Below are 22614 nucleotides of genomic sequence, written 5' to 3'. Positions count from 1 at the left end.
ATGGAAGTTCGCGTTAGCAATGTTCGCAAGGAGTTCGATGGCTTTGCCGCGCTCAAGGACGTGTCGCTCGATATCCGTTCAGGCGAGTTGATCGCCTTGCTGGGGCCCTCCGGCTCCGGCAAGACCACGCTGTTGCGCTTGATCGCTGGGCTGGAAATGCCGAGCCAGGGCAAGATCTTCTTTGGCGACATGGACGCCTCGGAAAAGACGGTGCAGGAGCGCAATATCGGCTTTGTGTTCCAGCACTATGCGCTGTTCCGGCACATGACCATTCTCGAAAACATCTCCTTTGGCCTCAAGGTGCGCCCACGAGCCACGCGACCGCCAGCAGGGGAAATTCGACGTCGCGCCATGGAGCTGCTCGATCTCGTCCAGCTTTCCGGCCTCGAAAAGCGCTACCCCAATCAGCTTTCGGGCGGGCAGCGCCAGCGCGTGGCTCTCGCCCGCGCCCTGGCCATTGAGCCCGGCGTATTGCTGCTCGATGAACCTTTTGGCGCGCTCGACGCACAGGTCCGGCGCGAGCTGCGTCGGTGGCTGCGGGAAATGCATGACCGCACCGGTCATACCACTGTCTTTGTGACGCACGACCAGGAGGAAGCGCTGGAGCTGTCTGACCGCCTTTGCGTCATGAGCCAGGGGGCCATCGAACAGGTGGGCACCCCCGATGAGGTCTATGATCACCCCGCCTCGCCCTTTGTGTTCGGCTTTATCGGGGAGTCCAGCGAACTGCCGGTGACGGTGGACAAAGGGGAACTGCTGGTTGCCGGTCGCGCGATCGGCGTGCCTGCTCCTGGGGTGCAGCCCGGTCCGGCGCGCATGTTCTTCCGGCCGCACGACGTGGATCTGGTGGAAGGCGATGCGACGCTCGCTGGCACGGTGCACACCAGCCGCCGCGTCGGGGGAACACGACGGGTTGAAGTTGATCTCGGTCCGGCCAACCAGAAGGTGGAACTGGACCTTCCCTTTGATCATCCGGCTGGTGAACGCAGCCAGCTCACCTTCCGGCCGCGCCGCTGGCAGCTGTTCCCCGCCACCTGACGCTGCGATCGAAACAAGAGTTGGCATGGGGGGAACACGGTCACCTCACCCGCGTTGCCGGAGTCCAGTTGTTTCGAGTGACCTTCCCATGACCACCCCTGCTGCCGAGGCTATTCCCTCGCGCCGGCTCGCCCCTCGGGGCAATCCAGCATCTATTGAGCAAGCTCGATCGGGGCCTTCCCGGCAGCCGCCCGCCGCCGCAACCGCGTTCCGCCTGGCGGCCACGCTTGGTGCGAACAGCTCGGTCCTGCTGATTGTCTCGAGTGAGCGTCGAGCTGAGGAAACCGCTCGAGCACTGCGCAGTTTTGCCCCCGAGGCCCAGGTGCTGTTGCTGTCTCCCTGGGATTGCCTCCCCTATGACCGGTCTTCCCCCAGCCATGAGAGCATGGGCCAACGGATGTCCGCCCTTCGGCAGTGCCTGGGTGAACGGGCCGGGGCCCGCGTCCTGGTAACGTCGGTGGATGCCGCGTTGCAGCGGGTTCCGCCATCTGAAGCCGTCAGCGGCTGTGTGCTTGAACTGCGCCGCGGTGAAACGCTGGACCGGCAAGCGTTCGAAGCGTTTGCCGGGCGCGCTGGTTACGAAGTTGACGACCGGGTCGATGAGCCCGGCGAGATTGCGCTCAGGGGCGGCGCTATCGAGATTTTTCCAGCCGACGGGGAGGCCCCATTCCGCCTGATGCTCGACGAAGCCGATCGGATCGAGAGTATTTTTGCCTATGATCCGCGCAGCCAGCGGACCGAAGAGGAACAGGACAAGCTGCTTTTGGGGGCCGCCTCTGAATTGATCGGCGATGATGTCGAGCGGCTCGCCGGCGCCGAGCATCGGCTGCCGCAGCAATACGAGCGGCTGCAGACGGTCTTCGATTACCTTCCGGACGCCACCCTTTGGGTCAGCGAGATTGCGGCGGAGCGCGCGCCCACCTTGATCGAGCAGATCAGGGAAGCCCACCAAGCCGCAACTGACTTCGGCGCTGAATCAAGGCCGCTGCCTCCGGAGGCGCTTTACCTCTCCGCGAAGGAGTGGACCACAGCCCTCGCCAGCCGCCAATTACAGGAGCTCGACCTGGAAGGGCTCGAGCCAGCACCGCGTTTTACCTTGGAGCGGAATCCATCCCGCGCCTTTGCATGCTTCACGCGCGAGCAGCTGGAGGGTGGGCAACGGGTAGTGCTGACAGGCACCGACGGCGAACTGGAGCGGCTGCGAACAATGCTGCGCCGCTCCCGCGGGCCCTCGCCAAAGCTGCTGGCCACCTGGCACGATGTAGACGCGGAGCCAACGGACCAGCCTTTGGCACTGCCCTTCGACCTCGACGCTGGCTTTGTGGACCGGGCCAACAACCTTGTTCTCATCGCCGCCCCTGACGCCTTGGGCACCCGCCTTGCCGACGCGGAACAAACCGATGCTGCCGTGCTGCTGGGCCAAACCGAGCTGCGGGTCGGCGACGTGGTAGTGCACGAGGACTATGGCGTCGGCATTTTGCGTGACCTTGATCGTGTCGAGGTAGAAGGGGGCGGGCAAGACACCGTGCGCCTGGAATACCATGGCGGTGCGTCCGTGCTGGTGCCGGTGGAGGACTTCGGTCGGTTGTGGCGCTATGGCGCCGACGCCGAGGCTGTCACACTGGACCGGCTGCACACCGATGCCTGGAAGAATCGGCGGGCGGAAGTTAGCGCTCAGATTGATGCCGCCGCGGAGGGATTGGCGGCAGCGGCCAAGGCCCGGGCACAGGCCACGGCCGAGCCGATCGAACCCCCCGCGGCAGCTTTTGCGCGGCTTGCAGCCCGGTTCCCCTACCCAGAAACACCTGATCAGTCGGCCGCGATCCACGCAGTGCTAGAGGACCTGGCTTCCGGCCGGCCGATGAACCGTCTGGTCTGTGGCGATGTAGGGTTTGGCAAAACTGAAGTCGCATTGCGAGCAGCCGCGGCAGCGGCCTTGGCTGGCCGGCAAGTGGTTCTGGTCGCTCCCACAACGGTGCTAGTCCGCCAGCACCTGCAAAGCTTCGAGCGGCGCTTCGCGGGCACCGACATCAAGGTTGCCCAACTCTCGCGTTTGCTGACGCCGGCGCAGAGCAAGGCGGTTAGGGAAGAGCTTGCGAGCGGAGAGGTTCAGGTCCTGGTGGCAACCGAAGCCGTGGTGGGCAAGGACGTGGCGTTCAAGGACCTCGCCCTTGTGATCATCGATGAGGAGCAGCGGTTTGGTGCCAAGCTTAAGGCCCAGTTGCGCGCGCTCGCACTCGATCTGCACGTGCTGATGATGAGCGCGACGCCGATCCCGCGCACCCTCCAGGCGGCCCTGGTGGGTTTGCAGGATGTGAGCATTATAGCGACCCCTCCCGCTCGCCGCCGGCCCATCCGCACTTTCCTCGCGCCCTTTGATGCGGGCTCGTTGCGCACCGCTTTGTTGCGCGAGCGGCGACGCGGCGGGCAAAGCTTCATTGTCGTGCCGCGCATCGAAGATATTCCTCCATTCGCCGAGGAACTGGCCCGCATCGTCCCGGAATTCACGGTGGCGATCGCCCATGGCGATCTGCCCCCGGCCGAGATTGACCGGGTATTGGTGGATTTCGCCAATGGGGTGGGGGATATCTTGCTGGCCACCACCATTATTGAAAGTGGTCTCGATGTGCCGCGCGCCAACACCATGCTGGTCTGGCACGCCGACCGCTTCGGCCTATCGCAGCTGCACCAGTTGCGCGGTCGCGTGGGTCGGGCCCGGGCCCAGGGGATCGCCTATCTCCTCACCGATCCCAACGATGAGATCCCCGAAGCTACACGGGCCCGTCTCTCGACGCTTGAGGCCTTTGACCGCCTGGGCTCGGGATTTGAAATCAGTGCCCGTGATCTTGACCTGCGCGGCGGCGGCGATCTGCTTGGCGACGAGCAGGCCGGACATATGAAGTTGCTCGGGGCGGGGCTTTACCAAGATCTGCTGGAGCGCGCCGTCACCGCCGCCAAGGGGGAGGGCGGCAAACACAGCGGCCCCATTCATCTCAATCTGGGTGGCAGCGGCTCAATCCCGCCCGACTACGTTCCGGAAGCCGTGGTTCGCATCAATCTATACGCCCGGCTGCAGCGGCTGCGCACCACCGAAGCCGTGGATGCCTTTGCCGATGAACTGGCGGATCGTTTCGGCGAACTGCCTGAGGCGACCCGCACCCTCCTGGGTGCGGGTCGCATCGCCATTGCGGCGCCTGCCTTGGGCATCAGCAAGATCGAAGCCGGCCCCCTGGCGATCGCCTTGACCGCCCCGGAACGCAGCGCCCAGAGGCTCGCCAAAAAAAGCGGAGGCGTACTGGAGTTGAGCGATGGACGGCTCATCTCGCGCCAGGAAACGCAAACACCCGCCGAGCGGGTGCGCATCATTGGTGAACTGCTGGAAAGCCTGGCCGCCTAGGTGGCCAGGAACAATCGGATCACGAGGCCAAGAGCGGTCACAGCCGCAACCCCCGCGATCCACAGGCCAACGAACCACAACCATTGGCTGGCCCTTGAACGGGGGCCGGTCAATGGTAGCCCTCCTCCGGGTCGATCTTGCCGCGAAACACCCAATAGGCATAGGCGGTGTAGGCCAGGATAATTGGCACCAGAACAACAGCGCCAACCAGCAGGAAAAGCAAGGAGCTATCGGGCGCCGCGGCTTCCTCGATAGTAAAGCTGCCCGGCACGATATAGGGGTAAAAGCTGATGCCGACCCCGGCAAAGCTCAACACAAACAGCCCCAACGCGGCGAGAAAGGGCTGCAAGTGCTTGTCGGTTACGAGCCCCTGCCAAAGGGCAAAGGCGCAGGCGGCCAGCAGCAGGGGAACCACGCCCGAAAACAACATCGTGGGCCAGCCAAACCACCGCTCGAAGTAAACCTGGTTGATGAAGGGGCTCCACAGCGAGACCACGCCGATCAGCACGAGCAGGCCCGCGCCCGACCACATCGCCACTTTGCGCGCATGGGCCTGCAGTTCCCCCGAGGTCTTAAGGTTGAGCCAGGTTGCGCCCAGCAAGGCATAGCCAACCACAACAGCGACGCCGCACAGCACGGAAAAGGGCGACAGCCAGTCCCACCAGCCTCCAGCATAGGAGCGCCCCTCGACCCGGATACCTTGCACCAGTGCACCCAGCGCAATGCCCTGGGTAAACCCGGCCAAGGTGGAGCCGATCCAGAACCCCTTGTCCCACCAGGCAGAGCCGCGATGGGTGCGCCAGCGAAACTCGAAGGCAACGCCGCGAAAGATCAGGCCGAGCAGCATCAGAATGATCGGCATGTAGAGGGCCGGCAGCACGGTGGCATAAGCCACCGGGAACACCGCCATCAGCCCGCCGCCGCCCAGCACCAGCCAAGTTTCATTGCCGTCCCATACCGGGGCGACGGAATTGGTCATCACATCGCGGTCGTGCCGCTTGGGGAAGAAGGGAAACAGGATCCCGATCCCGAGATCAAAGCCGTCCAGCACCACATAGGCCAGCACCGCAAAGGCGATGATCCCGGCCCAGATTGTTGGCAGATCAAGGTCAATTGGCACCGGCGCCTCCTGATCGGATCGGGTCTTCCTGCGCGGGGCCGGGCATGATTCCGGAGGCGCGATGCGGGCCTTTGTCGAGCTCGTGATCTTCCTCTAGGATCGGCGGCCGGCGCATCAACCGGAACAGATAGAAGACGCCCGCGCCGAAAACGACGAAGTAAACGATGATGAACGCGGTCAAAGAGGCGCCTACTGCCGGTGCCGCTACGGGTGACAAGCTGTCGGCGGTGCGCATAACGCCGTAAACAGTGTAGGGCTGGCGGCCAACTTCTGTGGTGTACCAGCCCGCGAGCACGGCAACATAGCCGGACGGTCCCATTACCAGCGCTGCGCGATGCAGCCATGAATTGGTGAAAAGGGTCTTGTGCCAGCGCGCCCATAGTGACCACAGCCCGATGCCGAGCATCAGAAAGCCGATGCCGACCATGATCCGGAAGGTGAAGAACGGGATCAAGGCTGGCGGACGGTCTTCAGGTGCCCATTCCTTGAGGCCTTTGACCTCCCCGTCGAGCTTGTGGGTCAGGATCAGCGAGCCGAGCTTGGGAATCTCGATTGCGAAATGGGTCGTTTCAGCCTTGTCGTCCGGAATCCCGAACAGGATCAGCGGCGCGCCGTCGGTATGGGTCTCATAATGCCCTTCCATGGCGGCGATCTTCGCTGGCTGATACTCGAGCGTATTGAGCCCCTGCAGGTCGCCAGCAAAAATTTGCAATGGGGTGACCACGGCCGCCATCCACATGGCCATGGAGAACATGATCTGTGCCTGACGGTTCGATCTGTCCCGCAACATATGCCAGGCCCCCACGGCACCGACGGTGAATGCGGTGGTGAGATAGGCGGCGAGCACGGTATGAGTGAGACGATACGGGAACGAGGGGTTGAAGATGATCGCCCACCAATCCTCGGGGAGGAAGATGCCGTTCTCAGCGACGGAGTAGCCTGCCGGAGTATGCATCCAGCTGTTGGCTGAGGTGATCCAGGTAGCGGAGATCAGGGTGCCCAACGCCACGGCACACACTGCAACCATGTGGAGCGTATCGCCCACGCGTTGACGGCCAAACAGAGCAATGCCGAGGAAACCGGCTTCAAGGAAGAACGCCGTCAGCACTTCATAGCCCATCAAGGGGCCAATAACCGCGCCTGCGCGGTCGGAGAACACGGACCAGTTTGTGCCGAACTGGTAGCTCATCACGATGCCTGAAACCACGCCCATGCCGAAGGTTACGGCAAAGATGGTCTTCCAATATTCAAACAGGCGTAGATAGGCGTGGTCCCGTTTCCACAGCCAGAGACCATTGAGGACGGCAAGAAAGCTGGCCAGCCCGATGGAAAATGCGGGAAAGATGAAGTGGAATGATACCGTGAACGCGAATTGGATGCGCGCCAGGAGCTCTGCTGTAAGGCCATAGGTCATGACAACGCTCCGCCAAGACGCCGAACTACTCTATTTCAGCCCAGCTCCAACGCCCCCGTTTTCGGGAAAGAAGCTGGTGCCGGAGCGCGGTGCCTGATCGGTATGTAGGCACCAAGTGCGCAGCAGCACAATCCGCCGGGGCCGCGGCAAAACGGCCCGCATGTTCGCGTGTGGACCTCCAATATGGTCCAAAGACAGGAAAGCCGCCCGGGAGGAGGGGGCGGCTTTCGGGAAGGGGAGCGGACTGGTCCGCTCCCGATCTTGAAACGGGCTTACTGGCCCGCAACCACCGTACCAGGCGAGTAGATCACGGAGCGGCTGCCCAGATCCACGAAGTAGACGCGATCTTCGGTGTAGAAGTAACCGAGATTGTCGCGGCCCTCGACCGGAGCGATCACGACGGTTTCTGGAACCACATAACCAACGTCGACGTCGCCATCGATGACCACTGGCTCGGTTGGGTTGAGGCGGACATAATCAATGTCGCTGGCCTCGACGCCGGCTTCCGCACCGATTGTGGCGCCCGTAAAGCCGCCGATGATCGCTCCGATCGGCCCGAAGATCAGCCCACCGGCAACGGCGCCAGCAACACCGCCTGAGGTCGCTCCAACAGCTGCGCCAGCATCCGTGTTGTTCTTGAGGATCTGGGCAAATGCCGGGCTCACGCCCATTGCGATAACAGCCACCGAAGCCAAGAGAATCTTCTTCATTGTTATACTCCAAATTGTTCCGGTGCCCCATTCGTGCACCTTGGTTCGCGCCGTAAAAACTGCGCTCTTGCCCCGCGGCAGACAGAACGGCCCAGCCTGAACTCGGTTCCTTTGTCGCGCGATGCCTGGTGGGATGGTTATGCCTTCCTTCTTCCGAAGGGTGGCATTGTTGTCCGCCAAGATCCGGGCCAGACTGCATGCTGCGACGCTGCAACCACCAAGGACATCAAGAATGCTAAAAGGGATTGATCCACTGCTGAGCCCCGAGGCGCTACTGGCACTACGAGCGATGGGGCATGGCGACGACCTGATCATCGCCGATTCCAACTTCCCGGCCGATTCGGTGGCGCGCAATACGGTCTTCGGGCGGGCGATCCGCATGGACTGCGGCATTGTGCGGGCGGTGCAGGCGGTGCTTTCGGTGATGCCGATCGACACTTATGTCACCGATGCTGTCGCCCGGATGGAAGTGGTCGGCGCGCCCGACGAGATCGTGCCGGTGCAGGCGGAGGTCATGCAGTTGCTGGAAGGCACCGAGTTCCGCATGATCGGTATCGAACGCTATGCGTTTTACGAGCGGGCCAAGCAGGCTTACGCTGTGATCTGGACGCAGGAGCGCCGGCCCTATGCCGATTTTGCCATCCGCAAAGGTGTGCTTGGCCCTGACGAAGTCTTGCCCAACAGCTGAAAGTCTTAGCTGAGGGATAGTTTCTCACCCAAAGCCTTAAGGCTGGCGAGCGCGGCACTGGCATTGGGTGCTGTGCCGTCCAGCCGCTGCAGGAACGGGCAGGTGAGGGCGGCAATGGCAAAGCCGTCCGGCGACAGCACAGGCACGCTGATGTCTTCCACCCCCACCAGCTGCTGGCTTTGTCCGACGCGGAAGCCCTGCGCCTTGTACGCCGCGAGTACCTTTTCGCTGTCGAGTAGCCGCGCCGGCTTGTCAGTGCCTCCCCAGCGCACCAGCAGTTCCTCGCGCGTATGCGGGTCCTGAAACGCCAGCAGCAGCAGTCCTGACCCGGTGGACAGCAGGTCGAGATGGGTGCCTACCCGGATGCCAAATTCCCAATTGCCCGGACAACTGGCCTGCGCCACGACAATCCCGCTATCGGCGTCCGGCGCCACGAGGTGGCAGGATTGCCCGATCTCCCGGGCAAAGCCGTCCATCAGTGGCATGGCCCGAGCCACCAGCCGCCGCACGGGGGGATGGCGATGGGCAAGCACAAAGAGCTTCATCGTCAGCGCGTAGCGATCGCCCTCAGCCGAGCGGCTGACATAGTCGCGCACGACGAGCCGCTCGAGCATGCGATAGATTTCGCCCGGGCTGCGGCCCATCGCCTTGACGATCTCGCCGCGGGTCAAGCCGCCCGCCTGCTCCGAGAGCAGCTCCAGAATATCGAGGCCCTTGTCCAGCGCCGGGGCGCGATAACGGTCCTCGCGCTCATCCGCAAGCGCAGCAGCAGATTTGGTCATGGCGTGCTCCCCTCCCTTGTTTTCTATTGCAGGTTTGGTTCATTTGTGAACACATGATTTGTATATGAGACGCGTCGGCGTCCGAGATTGAACTGGAGGGGGCAATCAATATGCGGCTGCAAGGCAAGCGGATCTTCATTTCGGCGGCGGCTCAGGGCATGGGGCGCGCCAGTGCGCTGGCCTGCGCGGCGCAGGGCGCTGAAGTGATCGCCGTTGACATCAATGCCGAAGGGCTCGCGAGCCTCGAAGTCGAGAATGCGGCCATCACCACCCATGTGCTCGACATGCGTGATGGTGCGGCCATTAAGGCGCTGGCCGCTCAGCTGCCGCCGCTCGATGGCCTCTTCAACTGCGCCGGCTATGTTCACAACGGCACCGTGCTCGATTGCACCGACGAGGACTGGGAATTCAGCTTCTCGCTCAATGTGCAGAGCATGTTCCACACCATCCAGGCATTCCTGCCGGGCATGCTGGAGCGCGGCAAGCAGACCGGCGGTGGCGCCATCCTCAACATGGCCTCGATGGCCTCCTCGGTGAAGGGTTTCCCGAACCGCTTCCTTTACGGCACCACCAAGGCTGCAGTGATCGGCCTGACCAAGGGCATTGCCGCCGATTTCGTTAAGCAGAACCTGCGCTGCAATGCGCTGTGCCCCGCGACCGTGGATACGCCCTCGCTGCGCAGCCGCATCGCCAGCGCTGCCGACCCGGTGCAGGCCGAAAAGGACTTCATCGCCCGCCAGCCCATGGGGCGCTTGGCCACTGTTGATGACATTACCCCCATGGTGGTGTTCCTGTTGTCCGATGAATCGCGCTTCGTCACCGGTCAGGCGGTCGTCGTCGACGGCGGCGTAACGATCTAGGCCGCTCAGATCATGTCCGGGCGCATCGATTCCCACTGTCACTTCTGGCAATTGGGGCGGGGCGATTATGGCTGGCTGCAGCCAGACAGCGCCGCCCTAGCTCCCATTTATCGTGATTGGGGCCCGCAGGACCTCGACCCGCTCGCGCAAAAGGCGGGCATCGAGAGGCGCATCCTGGTTCAGGCGGCTCCTACGGTCGCTGAAACCCGCTTCCTGCTGGACGTCGCCGCTGCCGATCCAGGCGCCGGCGGAGTCGTTGGTTGGGTAGACCTGGCGGCGCAAGATGCTGCCGAAACGATCGCGCAACTGGCCACTTTCCCCCTGTTCAAGGGGGTCCGCCCCATGCTGCAGGATCTCGAGGAGGCCGACTGGATCGCGACGCGTCCGCGTCCAGACGCCATCGAGGCTCTGCTCGAGCATGGCCTGACCTTCGATGCCCTGGTCCTGCCGCGCAATCTCGCATCGCTGCGGCAATTCACTGCCCGCTACCCCGATCTGCCGGTGGTGATCGACCATGCCGCCAAGCCGCCGCTCGCGGCCCCTGCAGACGATCCTCGCCACGCGCTGTGGCGTAACGGCATGGCTGAACTCGCGCAGGACCCGCGTATCTGCTGCAAGCTCTCGGGGCTCCTCACCGAAACGGCGCCCGAGCAACGCAGCACCGTCGAGATGGCGGTGCAAACGCTCGAACCCGTGCTGGACCGCCTGCTGGACTGGTTCGGCCCTGACCGGCTGCTCTGGGGCTCGGATTGGCCAGTGCTGACGCTGGCGGCGCCTTTCGCGTTCTGGACCGAGGTGACCGACCATCTGCTTGCCGACCTTTCCCAAACGGAACAAGCGGCCGTTCTCGGCGGCAACGCCGCCCGGTTCTATAGCTTGCCAGAGGGAGCTAAGGCGTGAGCGTCCTTGTGGCCATGACCGGGATCGACAAGTCGTTCCCGGGCGTACGGGCGCTCAGGGGGGCCCAGTTCGAACTCCTATCGGGAGAAGTGCATGCGCTGATGGGAGAAAACGGCGCCGGCAAGTCGACGCTGATGAAAATCCTGTCCGGCGTTTACAGCGCCGATGCAGGGATAATCCTCGTCGATGGCCAGGCCGCCAGCATTGGCAGTCCGCGGGAAGCGCAGGCGCTGGGCATCAGCATCATCCATCAGGAACTGGCGCTGATGCGGGATCTCACAGCGGCGCAGAACATCTTTATTGGCCGCGAACCGCGCCGGGGGCTGCTGCTCGATGAAAGCGCCCTCAACCGGCAGGCCGAGGCCATTTTCCGCTCCATGAACCTGGCGCTCGATCCGCGCGTGCCGGTGGAAAGCCTCACCATCGCCAAGCAGCAGATGGTGGAAATCGCCAAGGCGCTGTCCTATCGCTCGCGCGTTCTCATCATGGACGAGCCGACCGCCGCCCTGAACGACGCCGAGATCAACGAGCTTTTCACCATCATCGGGCGGCTGAAGGCTGAAGGGGTGGGGATCGTTTACATCTCCCACAAGATGGACGAGCTCAAGCGCATTGCCGACCGCGTCACCGTGATGCGCGATGGCGAATATGTCGGCACGGTTCCAGCCGCCGAAACGCCGATCGAAACCATCATCCAGATGATGGTGGGCCGTACTCTCAGCAACGAAACCGCGGTGGTGCCCGATACGCAGGCAGCGCCGGTGGCGCTCGAAGTGCGCAATCTTACCCGTGGCCGCGAAATCCGGGATGTGAACTTTTCCGTGCGCAAGGGCGAGATCCTCGGCTTTGCCGGGCTGATGGGGGCCGGGCGCACCGAGGTGGCCCGCGCCATCTTCGGCGCCGACCCGATCGAGGCGGGCGAGATCCTTGTCGAAGGCAAGCCGGTCCGTATCCGCTCCCCCCAGGATGCGGTGCGCGCCGGCATTGGTTACCTGTCGGAAGACCGCAAGCATTTCGGCCTCGCTACGGGAATGGACGTGCGCAACAACATCGCGCTGGCGACCTTGAAGCGCTTCACGGGCGCTGCGGGCGTGCTTCGGGACGGCGCGATGCGCCAGACGGCGCAGGGTTTCATCAAGCAGCTCGCGATCAAGACGCCCTGCGACACGCAGGAAGCGCGGCTCTTGTCGGGTGGCAACCAGCAAAAGGTGGTCATTGCCAAATGGCTGCTGCGCGATTGCCCCATCCTGATCTTTGACGAGCCAACGCGCGGCATCGACATCGGGGCCAAGTCCGAGATCTACAAGCTGCTCAATGCCCTCGCGGCGCAAGGGCGTGCGATCATCGTCATCTCCTCGGAACTGCCCGAAGTGCTGCGCCTCAGCCACCGCATTGCGGTGATGTGCGAGGGGCGCCTGACCGGTTTTCTACCCCCGGGTGCCCCGCAGCAGGATATCATGCGTTTGGCAACGCTCCGGCCCAGTGCCGTAGGCGCAGATGAACTCGAGCGAAAGGCTGCATCATGAGCACAAGCGGCACTGCCGACCGGCCAGCCCTGCTTGCGGGCATCCGCTCATCGGGCGCCTACCACAAGCTGCTGGCTTTCTCCGGTCTGATCGCGCTTCTCGTCGTGTTCAGCCTTGCCTCACCCAATTTCCTCCAAACCGCCAATGTGCTGGCGATCCTGCAGGCGACTTCGGTCAATGGCGTGCTCGCCATTGCCGCCACCATCGTCATCATCACCGGCGGCATCGATCTGTCGGTGGGTACGCTGATGACTTTCTGCGCGGTGATCGCCGGTGTGCTCCTCACCAATCTTGGCCTGCCGCTGCCCATTGGGGTGGTCGGCGCCATTCTGGCGGGCACCGCGAGCGGGCTGATCTCGGGTACGATCATCGCCAAGCTCAAAGTGCCGCCCTTTATTGCGACCCTGGGCATGATGCTGATCCTCAAGGGTTTGTCGCTGGTGATCTCGGGCACCAAGCCGATCTATTTCAACAACACGCCCGGCTTCACCCAGATCGCTCAGGGCTCGCTGATCGGCTCGGTGATCCCGGCGCTGCCGGTGCCCAATGGCGTGCTGATCCTGTTCCTTGTCGCCATCGTCATCAGCTTTGTCCTCAGCAAGACCGCGCTCGGGCGCTATACCTTTGCGCTGGGCTCCAACGAGGAGGCGGTGCGCCTGTCGGGCGTCAATGTCGATCGCTGGAAAATTGGGGTTTATGCGCTGGCGGGCAGCGTTGTTGGTATTGCCGGCCTCCTGATCGCCTCTCGCCTCAACTCCGCCCAGCCCGCCCTTGGGCAGGGCTATGAGCTCGATGCCATTGCGGCCGTCGTGATTGGCGGCACTTCGCTCAGCGGCGGGCGGGGCACCGTGCTGGGCACCCTGATCGGCGCGCTGATCATCTCGGTGCTCGCCAACGGCCTCCGTATCCTTTCGGTCGCGCAGGAATGGCAGACCGTCGTCACCGGGCTCATCATCATTCTCGCCGTTTACGCCGATATCCTGCGGCGCCGCAAATTATAGGCGCCGAGCAAGCGATCGCGCCGCCGGCGCCAACACCAAGAAGGCGAGCAACGCCTCTTGCTACAGCAAATAACCAGATCCCTTCGGGAGGAAAACATGACGACCAGACGTACCCTGCTTGGGGCAATCAGCGCCCTTGCTCTCTTGGTTTCAGGCGGTGCCAGCTTTGCGCAGGAAACGCGCGAAATCGCGCTCATTTCGAAGGGGTTCCAGCACCAGTTTTGGCAGGCCGTGAAGGCCGGCGCCGACAAGGCCGGTGCAGAATTGGGCGTGACCGTGACCTTCGAAGGCCCGGACAATGAAACCCAGGTCGATCGTCAGATCGACATGCTGGCAGCCGCCCTGTCGCGCAATCCCGCTGCGATCGGCTTTGCGGCGCTCGACAGCCAGGCGGCAACGCCACTGCTGCAGCAGGCCAAGGATGCCGGCATCCCGGTGATCGCCTTTGACTCGGGTGTCGACAGCGACATCCCGCTGACCACCGCAACCACCGACAACGTCGCGGCCGCAGCTCTCGCAGCTGACAAGATGGCCGAACTGATCGGCGGTTCTGGCAAGATCGCCGTTGTCGCCCATGACCAGACCAGCCGCACCGGCATTGATCGGCGCGATGGCTTCGTCAACCGCATTGCCGAAGCCTACCCGGATATCGAGATCGTGTCGGTTCAGTATGGCGGCGGCGACCAGCTGCAATCGACCGAGATCACCAAGTCGATCCTCCTCGCCAATCCGGACCTCAAGGGCATCTTCGGCACCAATGAAGGCTCGGCGATCGGTGTTGCCAATGGCAAGCAGGAATTGGGCAGCCAGGTCGTGGTGATCGGCTTTGACTCAGGTGCGGCCCAGAAGGGGATGGTTGAAAGCGGGCTGATGGCCGGCGCCATCACCCAGAACCCGGTGGGCATCGGCTATGAAACCGTCAAGGCGGCGGTGACGGCGCTCGATGGCGGCGAACTGCCCGACGTGATCGACACCGGCTTCTTCTTCTATGACGCCAGCAACATGAACGATCCCGAGATCGCGGCGGTGCTCTACAACTAGGGGCCAAGACCCTGCACCTACCTGCCGGGGGCGCTTCGCCTCCGGCATGGATCTTCGGCCAAGCGCCTTCCTTCGGAGTTTTTCGTGACCAAGATAGTCAATCTGCAGGTGCTCGACCTGCGCTTCCCAACCTCCGAGCAACTGGACGGCTCGGACGCGATGAACCCCGATCCCGATTACTCGGCCGCCTATGTGATCCTCGAAACCGACGCCCCAGAGCTGGCCGGCCATGGCCTGACCTTCACCATCGGGCGGGGCAATGAAGTTGTCTGCGCCGCCATCGAGGCCCTGCGTTCACGGATCATGGGGCTGGAGCTCGACTGGATCCGCGAAAATCCCGGCCGCTTCTGGCGGCATGTGACCGGCGACAGCCAATTGCGCTGGATCGGCCCCGATAAGGGCGCCATGCATCTGGCGACCGGCGCGGTGGTCAACGCCGTCTGGGACCTGCTCGCCAAGGAGGCCGGCAAACCGGTCTGGCAGCTGGTGGGGGAGATGAGCCCCGAAGAGCTCGTCTCGATCATCGACTTCCGGTATCTCACCGATGCCGTCACGCCCGAGGAGGCCCTCGCGATCTTCCGCAAGGCGGAAGCGGGCAAGGCCGAGCGCATGGCGACCCTGCGGGCCGAGGGCTATCAGTGCTACACCACCAGCGCCGGCTGGCTGGGTTATTCCAACGAAAAGCTGACGCGCCTCGCGACCGAAGCGGTGGAGCAAGGCTTCAACCACATCAAGATGAAGGTCGGGCGCGATCGTGACGACGATATCCGCCGCCTCGAAATCGTGCGCTCGATAATGGGACCTGACCGCTTCCTGATGATCGATGCCAACCAGGTGTGGGAAGTCGGCGAAGCCATCGAGTGGGTCAATGCCCTCTCACGCTTCAAGCCCTATTTCATTGAGGAGCCCACCAGCCCCGATGATGTTTCAGGGCACAAGGCGATTCGCGAGGGGGTCTTCCCGGTCAAGGTGGCGACCGGCGAGATGTGCCAGAACCGCATCATGTTCAAGCAGTTCATCAAGGACGGCGCCATCGACATCGTCCAGATCGATGCCTGCCGCATTGGCGGGCTCAATGAGGTTCTGGCCGTCCTGCTGATGGCAGCCAAATACGATCTGCCGGTGTGGCCGCATGCCGGGGGTGTGGGCCTTTGCGAATATGTGCAGCACCTGTCCATGATCGATTATCTCGTCGTGTCGGGCACCAAGGAGGGGCGGGTGATCGAATATGTCGATCATCTGCATGAGCATTTCCTCGATCCCTGCGTGATCGAGAACGCCGCCTATATGCCGCCCACGGCACCGGGTTTTTCCATCGAGATGAAGCCCGCTTCCCTTCAAACCTATCAGTTCAGGAACTGAGCATGGATCTGCAGCTCAAAGACAAGGTCTTCATCGTCACCGGCGGCGGCGCCGGCATTGGGGGGGCTATCACCCTCGGCCTTGCCGCCGAAGGGGCCATTCCCGTGATCTTCGCGCGCAGCGAGCTTGCCGAGGACTTTCGCGATCATCTGCTCGCGCTCTCGCCCCGATCGCGGCTGATCAAGTTCGAGCTGAGCGACGATGCGGCCTGCGCGGCCGCCGTTGCCGAAACGCTCAAGAGCTATGGCCGCATCGACGGCTTGGTCAACAATGCCGGGCTCAATGATGGCGTGGGGCTTGAAGCAGGGCCCAACGCCTTCCGGGCTTCGCTCGAAAAGAACCTTACGCACTACTATACGCTGGCCCATCATTGCCTTGATGCGCTGCGCCAGACCAAGGGCGCGATCGTCAACATTTCCTCCAAGACCGCGCTGACCGGGCAGGGCAACAATAGCGGTTATACCGCGGCCAAGGGGGCGCAGCTTTCCCTCACGCGCGAATGGGCGGCATCGCTGCGCAATGACGGCATCCGGGTCAATGCCGTGATCCCCGCCGAGGTGATGACGCCCATGTATGCCAACTGGATCCAGTCGGCGGCCGATCCCGAGGCGCGGCTCAAGGAGATCACCGAGCGCATTCCCCTGGGCAAGCGCATGACCACCGCCGAGGAGATCGCCGATACGGTGGTGTTCCTCTTGTCGCCGCGGGCAAGCCACACGACGGGGCAGTGGCTGTTCGTCGATGGCGGCTATACCCATCTCGACCGCGCCTTGATGTAACAAGGACTTAGCTGGAATGCGAAGAGGGCAGGTCCGAGTGGTTCGCCCCCATTATTCTTTTTTAATCGAGATAGCCCTTCGCCTGCAGATGGGCGACCACTTCTTCGGCGAGGTCGCTGGGATCGCGCGTGCCGCCGGCGAGGACCAGTTCGGGGTGCTCCGGCGCTTCATAGGGGCTGTCGATGCCGGTGAAGTTCTTGATCAGGCCGGCGCGGGCGCGGCCATAAAGGCCTTTGGGATCACGCTTTTCTGCCACTTCCAGCGGGGTGTCGACAAAGATCTCGATGAACTCGCCCGGCTCGAGCGCTTCGCGGGCCATGTTGCGCTCGGCGCGGAAGGGGGAGATGAAGGAGGCGAGGACGACGAGGCCGGCGTCGACCATGAGTTTGGCGGTTTCGGCGACGCGGCGGATGTTTTCCACCCGGTCGGCTTCGGTGAAGCCAAGATCGCGGTTGAGGCCGTGGCGGACATTGTCGCCGTCGAGCAGGTAGGTGTGCTTGCCCAGGGAGGCGAGGCGCTTCTCGACGAGGTTGGCGATGGTGGATTTGCCGGCGCCCGAGAGGCCGGTGAACCACAGTACCACCGGCTTTTGGCCCTTGGCGGAAGCGCGGAGTTCCTTTGATACGTCAAGGGCTTGCCAATAGATATTGGTGGCGCGGCGCAGGCCGAATTCGATCATCCCCGCGCCGACCGTCAGGTTGGATAGCCGGTCGATGACGATGAAGCCGCCCATGGTTTTGTTGAGGGCGTAGGGCTCGAAGGCGACGGGTTCCTGGGTCGAGAGATTGACGAGGCCCACTTCGTTGAGCTCAAGGGTTTTGGCGGCTAACTTGCTGAAGTTGTTGACGTCTGTCTTGTGCTTGATCTCGGTGAAGCTGGCGCTGACCGTGCGGGTGCCGATTTTGATCCAGTAGGAGCGGCCGGGATTGAGTTGCTCGTCACTCATCCAGATGACGTGGGCGGCAAATTGATCAGAGATTTCAGGGCGTTGCGTGGCATCTGCCAGCACGTCGCCGCGGGAGATGTCGACCTCGTCTTCAAGGGTGAGGGTGACGGCTGCGCCGGCAGATGCACTGGCCAGCTCGCCGTCGGCAGTAACGATGGAGCGGATGCGCGAGGTGCGGCCACTGCCGCAAACCACAATCTCGCCATTTTGATGAACGGTACCTGAACAGATCGTGCCGGCGAAACCGCGGAAGTTGAGATTGGGCCGGTTGACCCATTGCACCGGCATGCGGAAAGGTGCGTCTGCCGCAGCCGTACCCACCGGTAAGCTTTCCAGATGCTCCACCAGTGTAGGGCCGGTGTACCAGCCCAGATTGGCGCTGCGGGCCATGACATTGTCCCCAAAGCGGGCGGACAGGGGAATGGGCGTTATGGCGGCAAAATTGAGCCCGGCCGCGAAGCTCTGATAGTCGGCGACGATGCGGTCGAAGACGTCCTGTGAGTAATCGACCAGATCGATCTTGTTGACGGCCAGCACGATGTTGCGGATGCCCAGCAGCGAGGCGATGAAGGAATGCCGGCGGGTTTGGGTGAGAACGCCCTTGCGCGCATCGATGAGGATCACGGCCAGATCGGCGGTGGACGCGCCGGTCGCCATGTTGCGGGTATATTGCTCGTGGCCGGGGGTGTCGGCGACAATGAACTTGCGCTTGTCGGTGGCGAAGAACCGGTAGGCCACATCGATGGTGATGCCCTGTTCGCGCTCGGCTTCGAGCCCGTCGACGAGGAGGGCGAAGTCGATGTCCTCGCCCACGGTGCCGTGCTTGCGCGAGTCGCGCTCGAGAGTAGCGAGCTGGTCTTCCATCAGGAGCTTGGTATCAAAGAGCAGCCGCCCGATCAGGGTCGACTTGCCGTCATCGACGCTGCCGCAGGTCAAAAAGCGCAGCAGGTCCTTTTCCTCGTGGCGGGTGAGGTATTGCGCGAAATCGCTGCCGGGGGCTGCAAGTTCGTTCATCAGAAATAGCCCTCGCGCTTCTTTTTTTCCATCGAGCCGGACTCGTCATGGTCGATCAGCCGGCCGGAGCGCTCCGAGGTGCGCGCGACCAGCATTTCCTCGACGATTTCGGGGAGAGTGGTGGCGTCGGATTCCATGGCGGCGGTCAGAGGATAGCAGCCAAGGGTGCGAAAGCGGACGCGTTTGAGCTGGGGCTGTTCGCCGGCGCTGAGCGGCAGGCGCTCGTCATCGACCATGATCCATTGGCCGCCGCGCTCCACCACCGGGCGCTCGGCGGCGAAATAGAGCGGCACGATGGGGATGGCTTCCTTGAGGATGTATTGCCAGATGTCGAGCTCGGTCCAATTCGAGAGCGGAAATACCCGGATCGATTCACCCGGCTTGATCCGGGCATTAAAGAGGTTCCAGAGCTCGGGGCGCTGGTTCTTGGGATCCCAGCCGTGGTTGTCGGTGCGAAAGGAGAAGATGCGCTCCTTGGCGCGGCTTTTCTCTTCGTCGCGGCGGGCGCCGCCAAAGGCCGCGTCAAATTTGTGCAGCGTCAGCGCCTGCTTGAGCGCATCGGTCTTCATCACCCCGGTATATTGCGAGGAGCCGTGAGTGAACGGGGTGATCCCCTGGGCGAGGCCATCCTGATTGGTGTGGACGATGAGCTTCATGCCGGCGCGCGCGGCCGCTTCGTCGCGAAAGCGGATCATTTCGCGGAACTTCCAGGTCGTATCGACATGAAGGAGCGGGAAGGGGGGCGGGGACGGAAAGAAGGCCTTCTGCGCCAAATGCAGCATGACCGAGGAGTCCTTGCCGATCGAATACAGCATTACCGGGTTGGCGAACTCGGCCACCACCTCGCGCATGATGTGGATGGACTCGTCTTCGAGCCGCTTGAGATGGGTCACTTTGGGGTCGGACACGTAAAAGCTCCGGGGGGGGGGGTGGCGCCGATCACTGGCCCAAAGGGGCCAGGGCCGATCGGGCAACAAGTTTGGGATCGCCAAAGGCGATGAAAGGGCAATTGGCGAAATCGACGTCATCGGCCTGATTGCGCTTGTTGTACAAAAAAGGGCTGCCATCGGGGCGGGTGACGATGCCGCCCGCGGCGCGCAGCACGGCGTCACCCGCTGCAGTGTCCCATTCCATGGTGCGCCCGAAGCGAGGATAGATATCGGCTTCGCCGGCCGCCAGCATGCAGAACTTGAGCGATGAGCCGCGGGTGACATAGGAGGCCACATCATGGCCGGCCAGCCATCGGTCGGTTTCGGGTGTCGCATGCGAGCGACTGGCCACGGCAATGGCGGGACCACTGGCCGGGCGCACCCGGATGGGGTGGCGCTCGGCGATGGTGAAATCAACCACCGTTCCGGCGATCGCCTCGGCATGGGCGCCGCCGTAAATGAGCCCGAGCGCGGGTGCGAACACCACGCCCAGGACCGGGATGCCTCGTTCGATCAGGGCGATATTGACGGTGAACTCGCCATTTCGGGCGATGAACTCCCTGGTGCCATCCAGCGGATCGACCAGAAAGAACTTCTCGCCCGTGGGGGGAATGCGACCAGCAGAGGCTTCTTCCTCCGCGACTACGGGGATGGAAGGCGCCAGACGCTTGAGCCCGGCGAGGATCACGGCTTCGGCGCGCTTGTCCGCTTCGGTGACGGGCGTGCCATCGGGCTTACCGGCAACCGCAATCGGGCCGTCGCCATAAACGGCCATGATCTCGCGCCCGGCGGCCAGGGCAAGATCGAGCAGGGCATCAAGGCTGGGTTCAGTCATGGCGCAATCGTTGATCCCTCAAGGGGGCAGGAGTGGGGCAGTGGCTGGTGGTCGCAATGCAGGTTCGTGCCCGCATCAAGACCTGCCCCGCGGGGCTGTCAAGTTGGCGGAGCAGCACCAAGCCCTGGTTTGCCATTCCGGCGCGGCATGGAATTTCGGCCGCCGGGCGAGCGGCGCACTGGGCCTGAACAATGGGTGCGCGGCCGTGGCCGGTTGTGCCTCCCCCGGGCGCCAGCTGTAGAAACTTGTCCCCATTTGATGCGGAGCGCGGATTGGGATCGCGGTGGCGCCGCGCTGCAACAATGGCGGGATGAGCGGGCATGGTTCAGGCACGAAGGAGCCGCTCAACGGTGTGCTGGGTGGATTGCTGCCAGGGGGGCATGACAACGCCGTGCGTCGCGCGCAGCTTGCTGCAATCGAGACGCGAATTGGCGGGACGCGGGGCAGGGGTCGGATAGGCGCTGGTGGGGATGGGGTGGATGGTGGCGGCGGGGCCGCCCAGGCCTTCCGAGATAACCATGATTTCGGTCGCGAAATCGGCCCAGCTGGCATCGCCCGTGCCGGCGCAATGAAAGATACCGCGCAGCGCCTCATCAGGGCTGGCGACGAGGTTGCCCACGACCTGGAGAATGGCATCAGCCAGATCGAGAGCGGCGGTAGGGTTGCCCAGCTGATCGGCGACAACATTGATTTCGGGGCGCTCGGCGGCAAGGCGAAGCATGGTCTTGAGGAAATTGGCGCTAAAAGGGGAATACACCCAAGCGGTGCGCAAGATGGCGTGGTTGGGGGTGGCGGCGGCCACGGCGTGTTCGCCGGCCAGCTTGGAAGCACCATAAATGCCGAGCGGCGCGGTAAGGTCGGTTTCCCGATAGGGCCGGGATGCGGCGCCGTTGAAGACGTAGTCGGTGGAGATATGGATCACCGGCAGGTTCAGCTGCGCAGCGGCTCCGGCAACAGCACCTGGCCCGATGGCATTAACGGCAAAGGCCAGCTCGCGCTCGCTTTGCGCCTTGTCAACCGCGGTATAGGCCGCGGCCGAGATGATGGCATCGGGTTTTGCCGCGGCGATCGCGGGCGCGATGGTGGTGGGGTCGGCGAGGTCGAGCTGAGGACGCCCGACGGGGATAATCTCGACCCCGGCGGCGGCGCCGCGCTCGAGCAGGGCCGTGACCAGCTGGCCTTTGCTGCCGGTAACAAGCAGGCGCATGGCTCAGGCCTTGCCGCCGGCGATGACGCCCAGGCGTTGGCCGGCATAGCGGTTTTCGAGGGGCTGCCACCACCAGCTGTTGTCGAGATACCAGCGCACGGTTTTTTCGATCCCGGTGTCGAAGGTTTCCTCTGCCCGCCAACCCAGTTCGGTTTCGAGTTTGGTGGCATCAATGGCATAGCGCTGGTCGTGGCCGGGACGATCCTCGACGAACTGGATCAACTCGCCATGGGGTGCGGTTTCGGGGCGCAGCGTGTCGAGCACCACGCAGATGCGTGTGACGACATCGATATTGCGCCGCTCATTGCGCCCGCCGACATTATAGGTCTGGCCGGGGCGGCCATGCTCGGCGATGAGGTCGAGGGCGCGGGCATGGTCCTCCACATAAAGCCAATCGCGCACATTCTCGCCCTTGCCATAGACCGGGAGGGGTTCGCCGCGCAGCGCCTTGAGGATGGTCAAGGGAATGAGTTTTTCGGGGAAGTGGAACGGGCCGTAATTGTTGGAGCAGTTGGAAACGACGACCGGCAGGCCATAGGTGCGATGCCAGGCGTGGGCGAGGTGATCGGAAGCGGCTTTCGACGCCGAATAGGGGGAGGAGGGATCATAGGGCGTGGTTTCGCTGAACAGGCCCTCAGGCCCGAGCGAGCCATAAACCTCGTCGGTCGAGACATGGAGGAAGCGGAATTTTTCTCTGTCTTCGCCCTCGAGCGCCGACCAGTGTGCCCGCGCCGCTTCCAGCAGCGCGAAACTGCCCATGACATTGGTCTGCATGAAATCGGCGGCTCCGGTGATGGAGCGATCGACATGGGTTTCGGCGGCCAGGTGCATGACACGCTGGGGCGCAAAGCTGGTGAAGGCCTCGGCCATGGCGGCGCGGTCGGCAATATCGGCGCGCAGGAGGCGATAGCCGGGATGGTTCTCGACGGCACGCAAGGAGCTCAGATTGCCGGCATAGGTGAGCTTGTCGACATTGAGCACCTCATATCCGCGCTCGAGCACCAGATGGCGCACCACGGCCGAGCCGATAAAGCCCGCTCCTCCCGTTACCAGAACCCGCATGGT

Annotated in this window: 19 protein-coding genes; 10 read left to right on the top strand and 9 right to left on the bottom strand. The window is 63.3% G+C overall.

Features of this window, described 5'->3' with window-relative positions:
• Together AC3YOG_RS11135 and AC3YOG_RS11130 are read left to right on the top strand one after the other, a co-directional pair.
• Complete coding sequence (locus AC3YOG_RS11135) at positions 1 to 1038, top strand: sulfate/molybdate ABC transporter ATP-binding protein (protein WP_172122812.1); 1038 nt, start codon at positions 1 to 3, stop codon at positions 1036 to 1038.
• A gap of 397 nt (positions 1039 to 1435) precedes the next feature.
• A complete protein-coding gene (locus AC3YOG_RS11130; RefSeq protein WP_489935108.1) occupies positions 1436 to 4435 on the top strand; it encodes a DEAD/DEAH box helicase in 3000 nt (999 codons plus the stop codon).
• A gap of 109 nt (positions 4436 to 4544) precedes the next feature.
• Here the strand turns inward: AC3YOG_RS11130 and cydB are convergent, their stop codons facing one another.
• The 3 genes from cydB to AC3YOG_RS11115 all read right to left on the bottom strand — a co-directional run bounded on the left by cydB (position 4545) and on the right by AC3YOG_RS11115 (position 7679).
• Positions 4545 to 5549: a cytochrome d ubiquinol oxidase subunit II gene (cydB, locus tag AC3YOG_RS11125; protein WP_172124891.1), complete on the bottom strand. Its 1005-nt coding sequence runs from the start codon at positions 5547 to 5549 to the stop codon at positions 4545 to 4547.
• Complete coding sequence (locus AC3YOG_RS11120; RefSeq protein ID WP_489935107.1) at positions 5545 to 6969, bottom strand: cytochrome ubiquinol oxidase subunit I; 1425 nt, start codon at positions 6967 to 6969, stop codon at positions 5545 to 5547. Before AC3YOG_RS11120 ends, cydB begins: the two co-directional genes overlap by 5 nt.
• Positions 6970 to 7241: 272 nt before the next feature.
• On the bottom strand, positions 7242 to 7679 hold the full coding sequence (locus AC3YOG_RS11115) for a DUF1236 domain-containing protein (RefSeq protein ID WP_489935106.1): 438 nt from the start codon (positions 7677 to 7679) through the stop codon (positions 7242 to 7244).
• A 232-nt stretch (positions 7680 to 7911) separates the two neighbouring features.
• On the opposite strand from AC3YOG_RS11115, the gene AC3YOG_RS11110 reads away from it, so the two are divergent.
• Complete coding sequence (locus tag AC3YOG_RS11110) at positions 7912 to 8367, top strand: RbsD/FucU family protein (RefSeq protein WP_489935105.1); 456 nt, start codon at positions 7912 to 7914, stop codon at positions 8365 to 8367.
• Positions 8368 to 8372: 5 nt separating this feature from the next.
• On the opposite strand, the gene AC3YOG_RS11105 is transcribed toward AC3YOG_RS11110, so the two are convergent.
• Positions 8373 to 9149: an IclR family transcriptional regulator gene (locus tag AC3YOG_RS11105; RefSeq protein WP_172122816.1), complete on the bottom strand. Its 777-nt coding sequence runs from the start codon at positions 9147 to 9149 to the stop codon at positions 8373 to 8375.
• Between the two features lie 110 nt (positions 9150 to 9259).
• Between AC3YOG_RS11105 and AC3YOG_RS11100 the strand changes: the two genes are divergently transcribed.
• From AC3YOG_RS11100 to AC3YOG_RS11070, 7 genes are all read left to right on the top strand, one after another.
• Entirely contained in the window at positions 9260 to 10009 is a 750-nt protein-coding gene (locus AC3YOG_RS11100) for an SDR family oxidoreductase (RefSeq protein ID WP_489890357.1), read from the top strand.
• A gap of 12 nt (positions 10010 to 10021) precedes the next feature.
• Complete coding sequence (locus AC3YOG_RS11095; RefSeq protein ID WP_489935104.1) at positions 10022 to 10909, top strand: amidohydrolase family protein; 888 nt, start codon at positions 10022 to 10024, stop codon at positions 10907 to 10909.
• A complete protein-coding gene (locus AC3YOG_RS11090) occupies positions 10906 to 12435 on the top strand; it encodes a sugar ABC transporter ATP-binding protein (RefSeq protein WP_489935103.1) in 1530 nt (509 codons plus the stop codon). Before AC3YOG_RS11095 ends, AC3YOG_RS11090 begins: the two co-directional genes overlap by 4 nt.
• Positions 12432 to 13436: an ABC transporter permease gene (locus tag AC3YOG_RS11085; RefSeq protein WP_489935102.1), complete on the top strand. Its 1005-nt coding sequence runs from the start codon at positions 12432 to 12434 to the stop codon at positions 13434 to 13436. The genes AC3YOG_RS11090 and AC3YOG_RS11085 overlap by 4 nt, the downstream gene beginning before the upstream one ends.
• A 96-nt stretch (positions 13437 to 13532) precedes the next feature.
• The gene (locus AC3YOG_RS11080) at positions 13533 to 14477 is read left to right on the top strand and encodes an ABC transporter substrate-binding protein (RefSeq protein ID WP_489935101.1); all 945 of its coding nucleotides are present in this window, start codon (positions 13533 to 13535) and stop codon (positions 14475 to 14477) included.
• 84 nt (positions 14478 to 14561) lie between these two features.
• Positions 14562 to 15839: an L-fuconate dehydratase gene (locus tag AC3YOG_RS11075; RefSeq protein WP_489935100.1), complete on the top strand. Its 1278-nt coding sequence runs from the start codon at positions 14562 to 14564 to the stop codon at positions 15837 to 15839.
• A 2-nt stretch (positions 15840 to 15841) separates the two neighbouring features.
• Complete coding sequence (locus tag AC3YOG_RS11070; protein WP_489935099.1) at positions 15842 to 16618, top strand: L-fucose dehydrogenase; 777 nt, start codon at positions 15842 to 15844, stop codon at positions 16616 to 16618.
• Between the two features lie 61 nt (positions 16619 to 16679).
• Here AC3YOG_RS11070 and cysN read toward each other — a convergent pair whose 3' ends face one another.
• From cysN to rfbB, 5 genes are all read right to left on the bottom strand, one after another.
• Complete coding sequence (cysN, locus tag AC3YOG_RS11065) at positions 16680 to 18578, bottom strand: sulfate adenylyltransferase subunit CysN (protein ID WP_489935098.1); 1899 nt, start codon at positions 18576 to 18578, stop codon at positions 16680 to 16682.
• Positions 18578 to 19429 (bottom strand): sulfate adenylyltransferase subunit CysD, encoded by an 852-nt coding sequence (cysD, locus tag AC3YOG_RS11060; protein ID WP_489935274.1) that lies wholly within the window; start codon positions 19427 to 19429, stop codon positions 18578 to 18580. The genes cysN and cysD overlap by 1 nt, the downstream gene beginning before the upstream one ends.
• A gap of 88 nt (positions 19430 to 19517) precedes the next feature.
• A complete protein-coding gene (gene cysQ / locus AC3YOG_RS11055; protein ID WP_489935097.1) occupies positions 19518 to 20342 on the bottom strand; it encodes a 3'(2'),5'-bisphosphate nucleotidase CysQ in 825 nt (274 codons plus the stop codon).
• Positions 20343 to 20667: 325 nt separating this feature from the next.
• Complete coding sequence (gene rfbD, locus AC3YOG_RS11050) at positions 20668 to 21549, bottom strand: dTDP-4-dehydrorhamnose reductase (protein ID WP_489935096.1); 882 nt, start codon at positions 21547 to 21549, stop codon at positions 20668 to 20670.
• A gap of 3 nt (positions 21550 to 21552) precedes the next feature.
• Entirely contained in the window at positions 21553 to 22611 is a 1059-nt protein-coding gene (gene rfbB, locus AC3YOG_RS11045) for a dTDP-glucose 4,6-dehydratase (RefSeq protein ID WP_489935095.1), read from the bottom strand.
• Positions 22612 to 22614 lie beyond the last annotated feature (3 nt).

Source organism: Devosia sp. Z6_126 (assembly GCF_058133495.1).
Note: the sequence above shows the minus strand (reverse complement) of the source record. Positions and strands in the feature narration are given on the sequence as shown.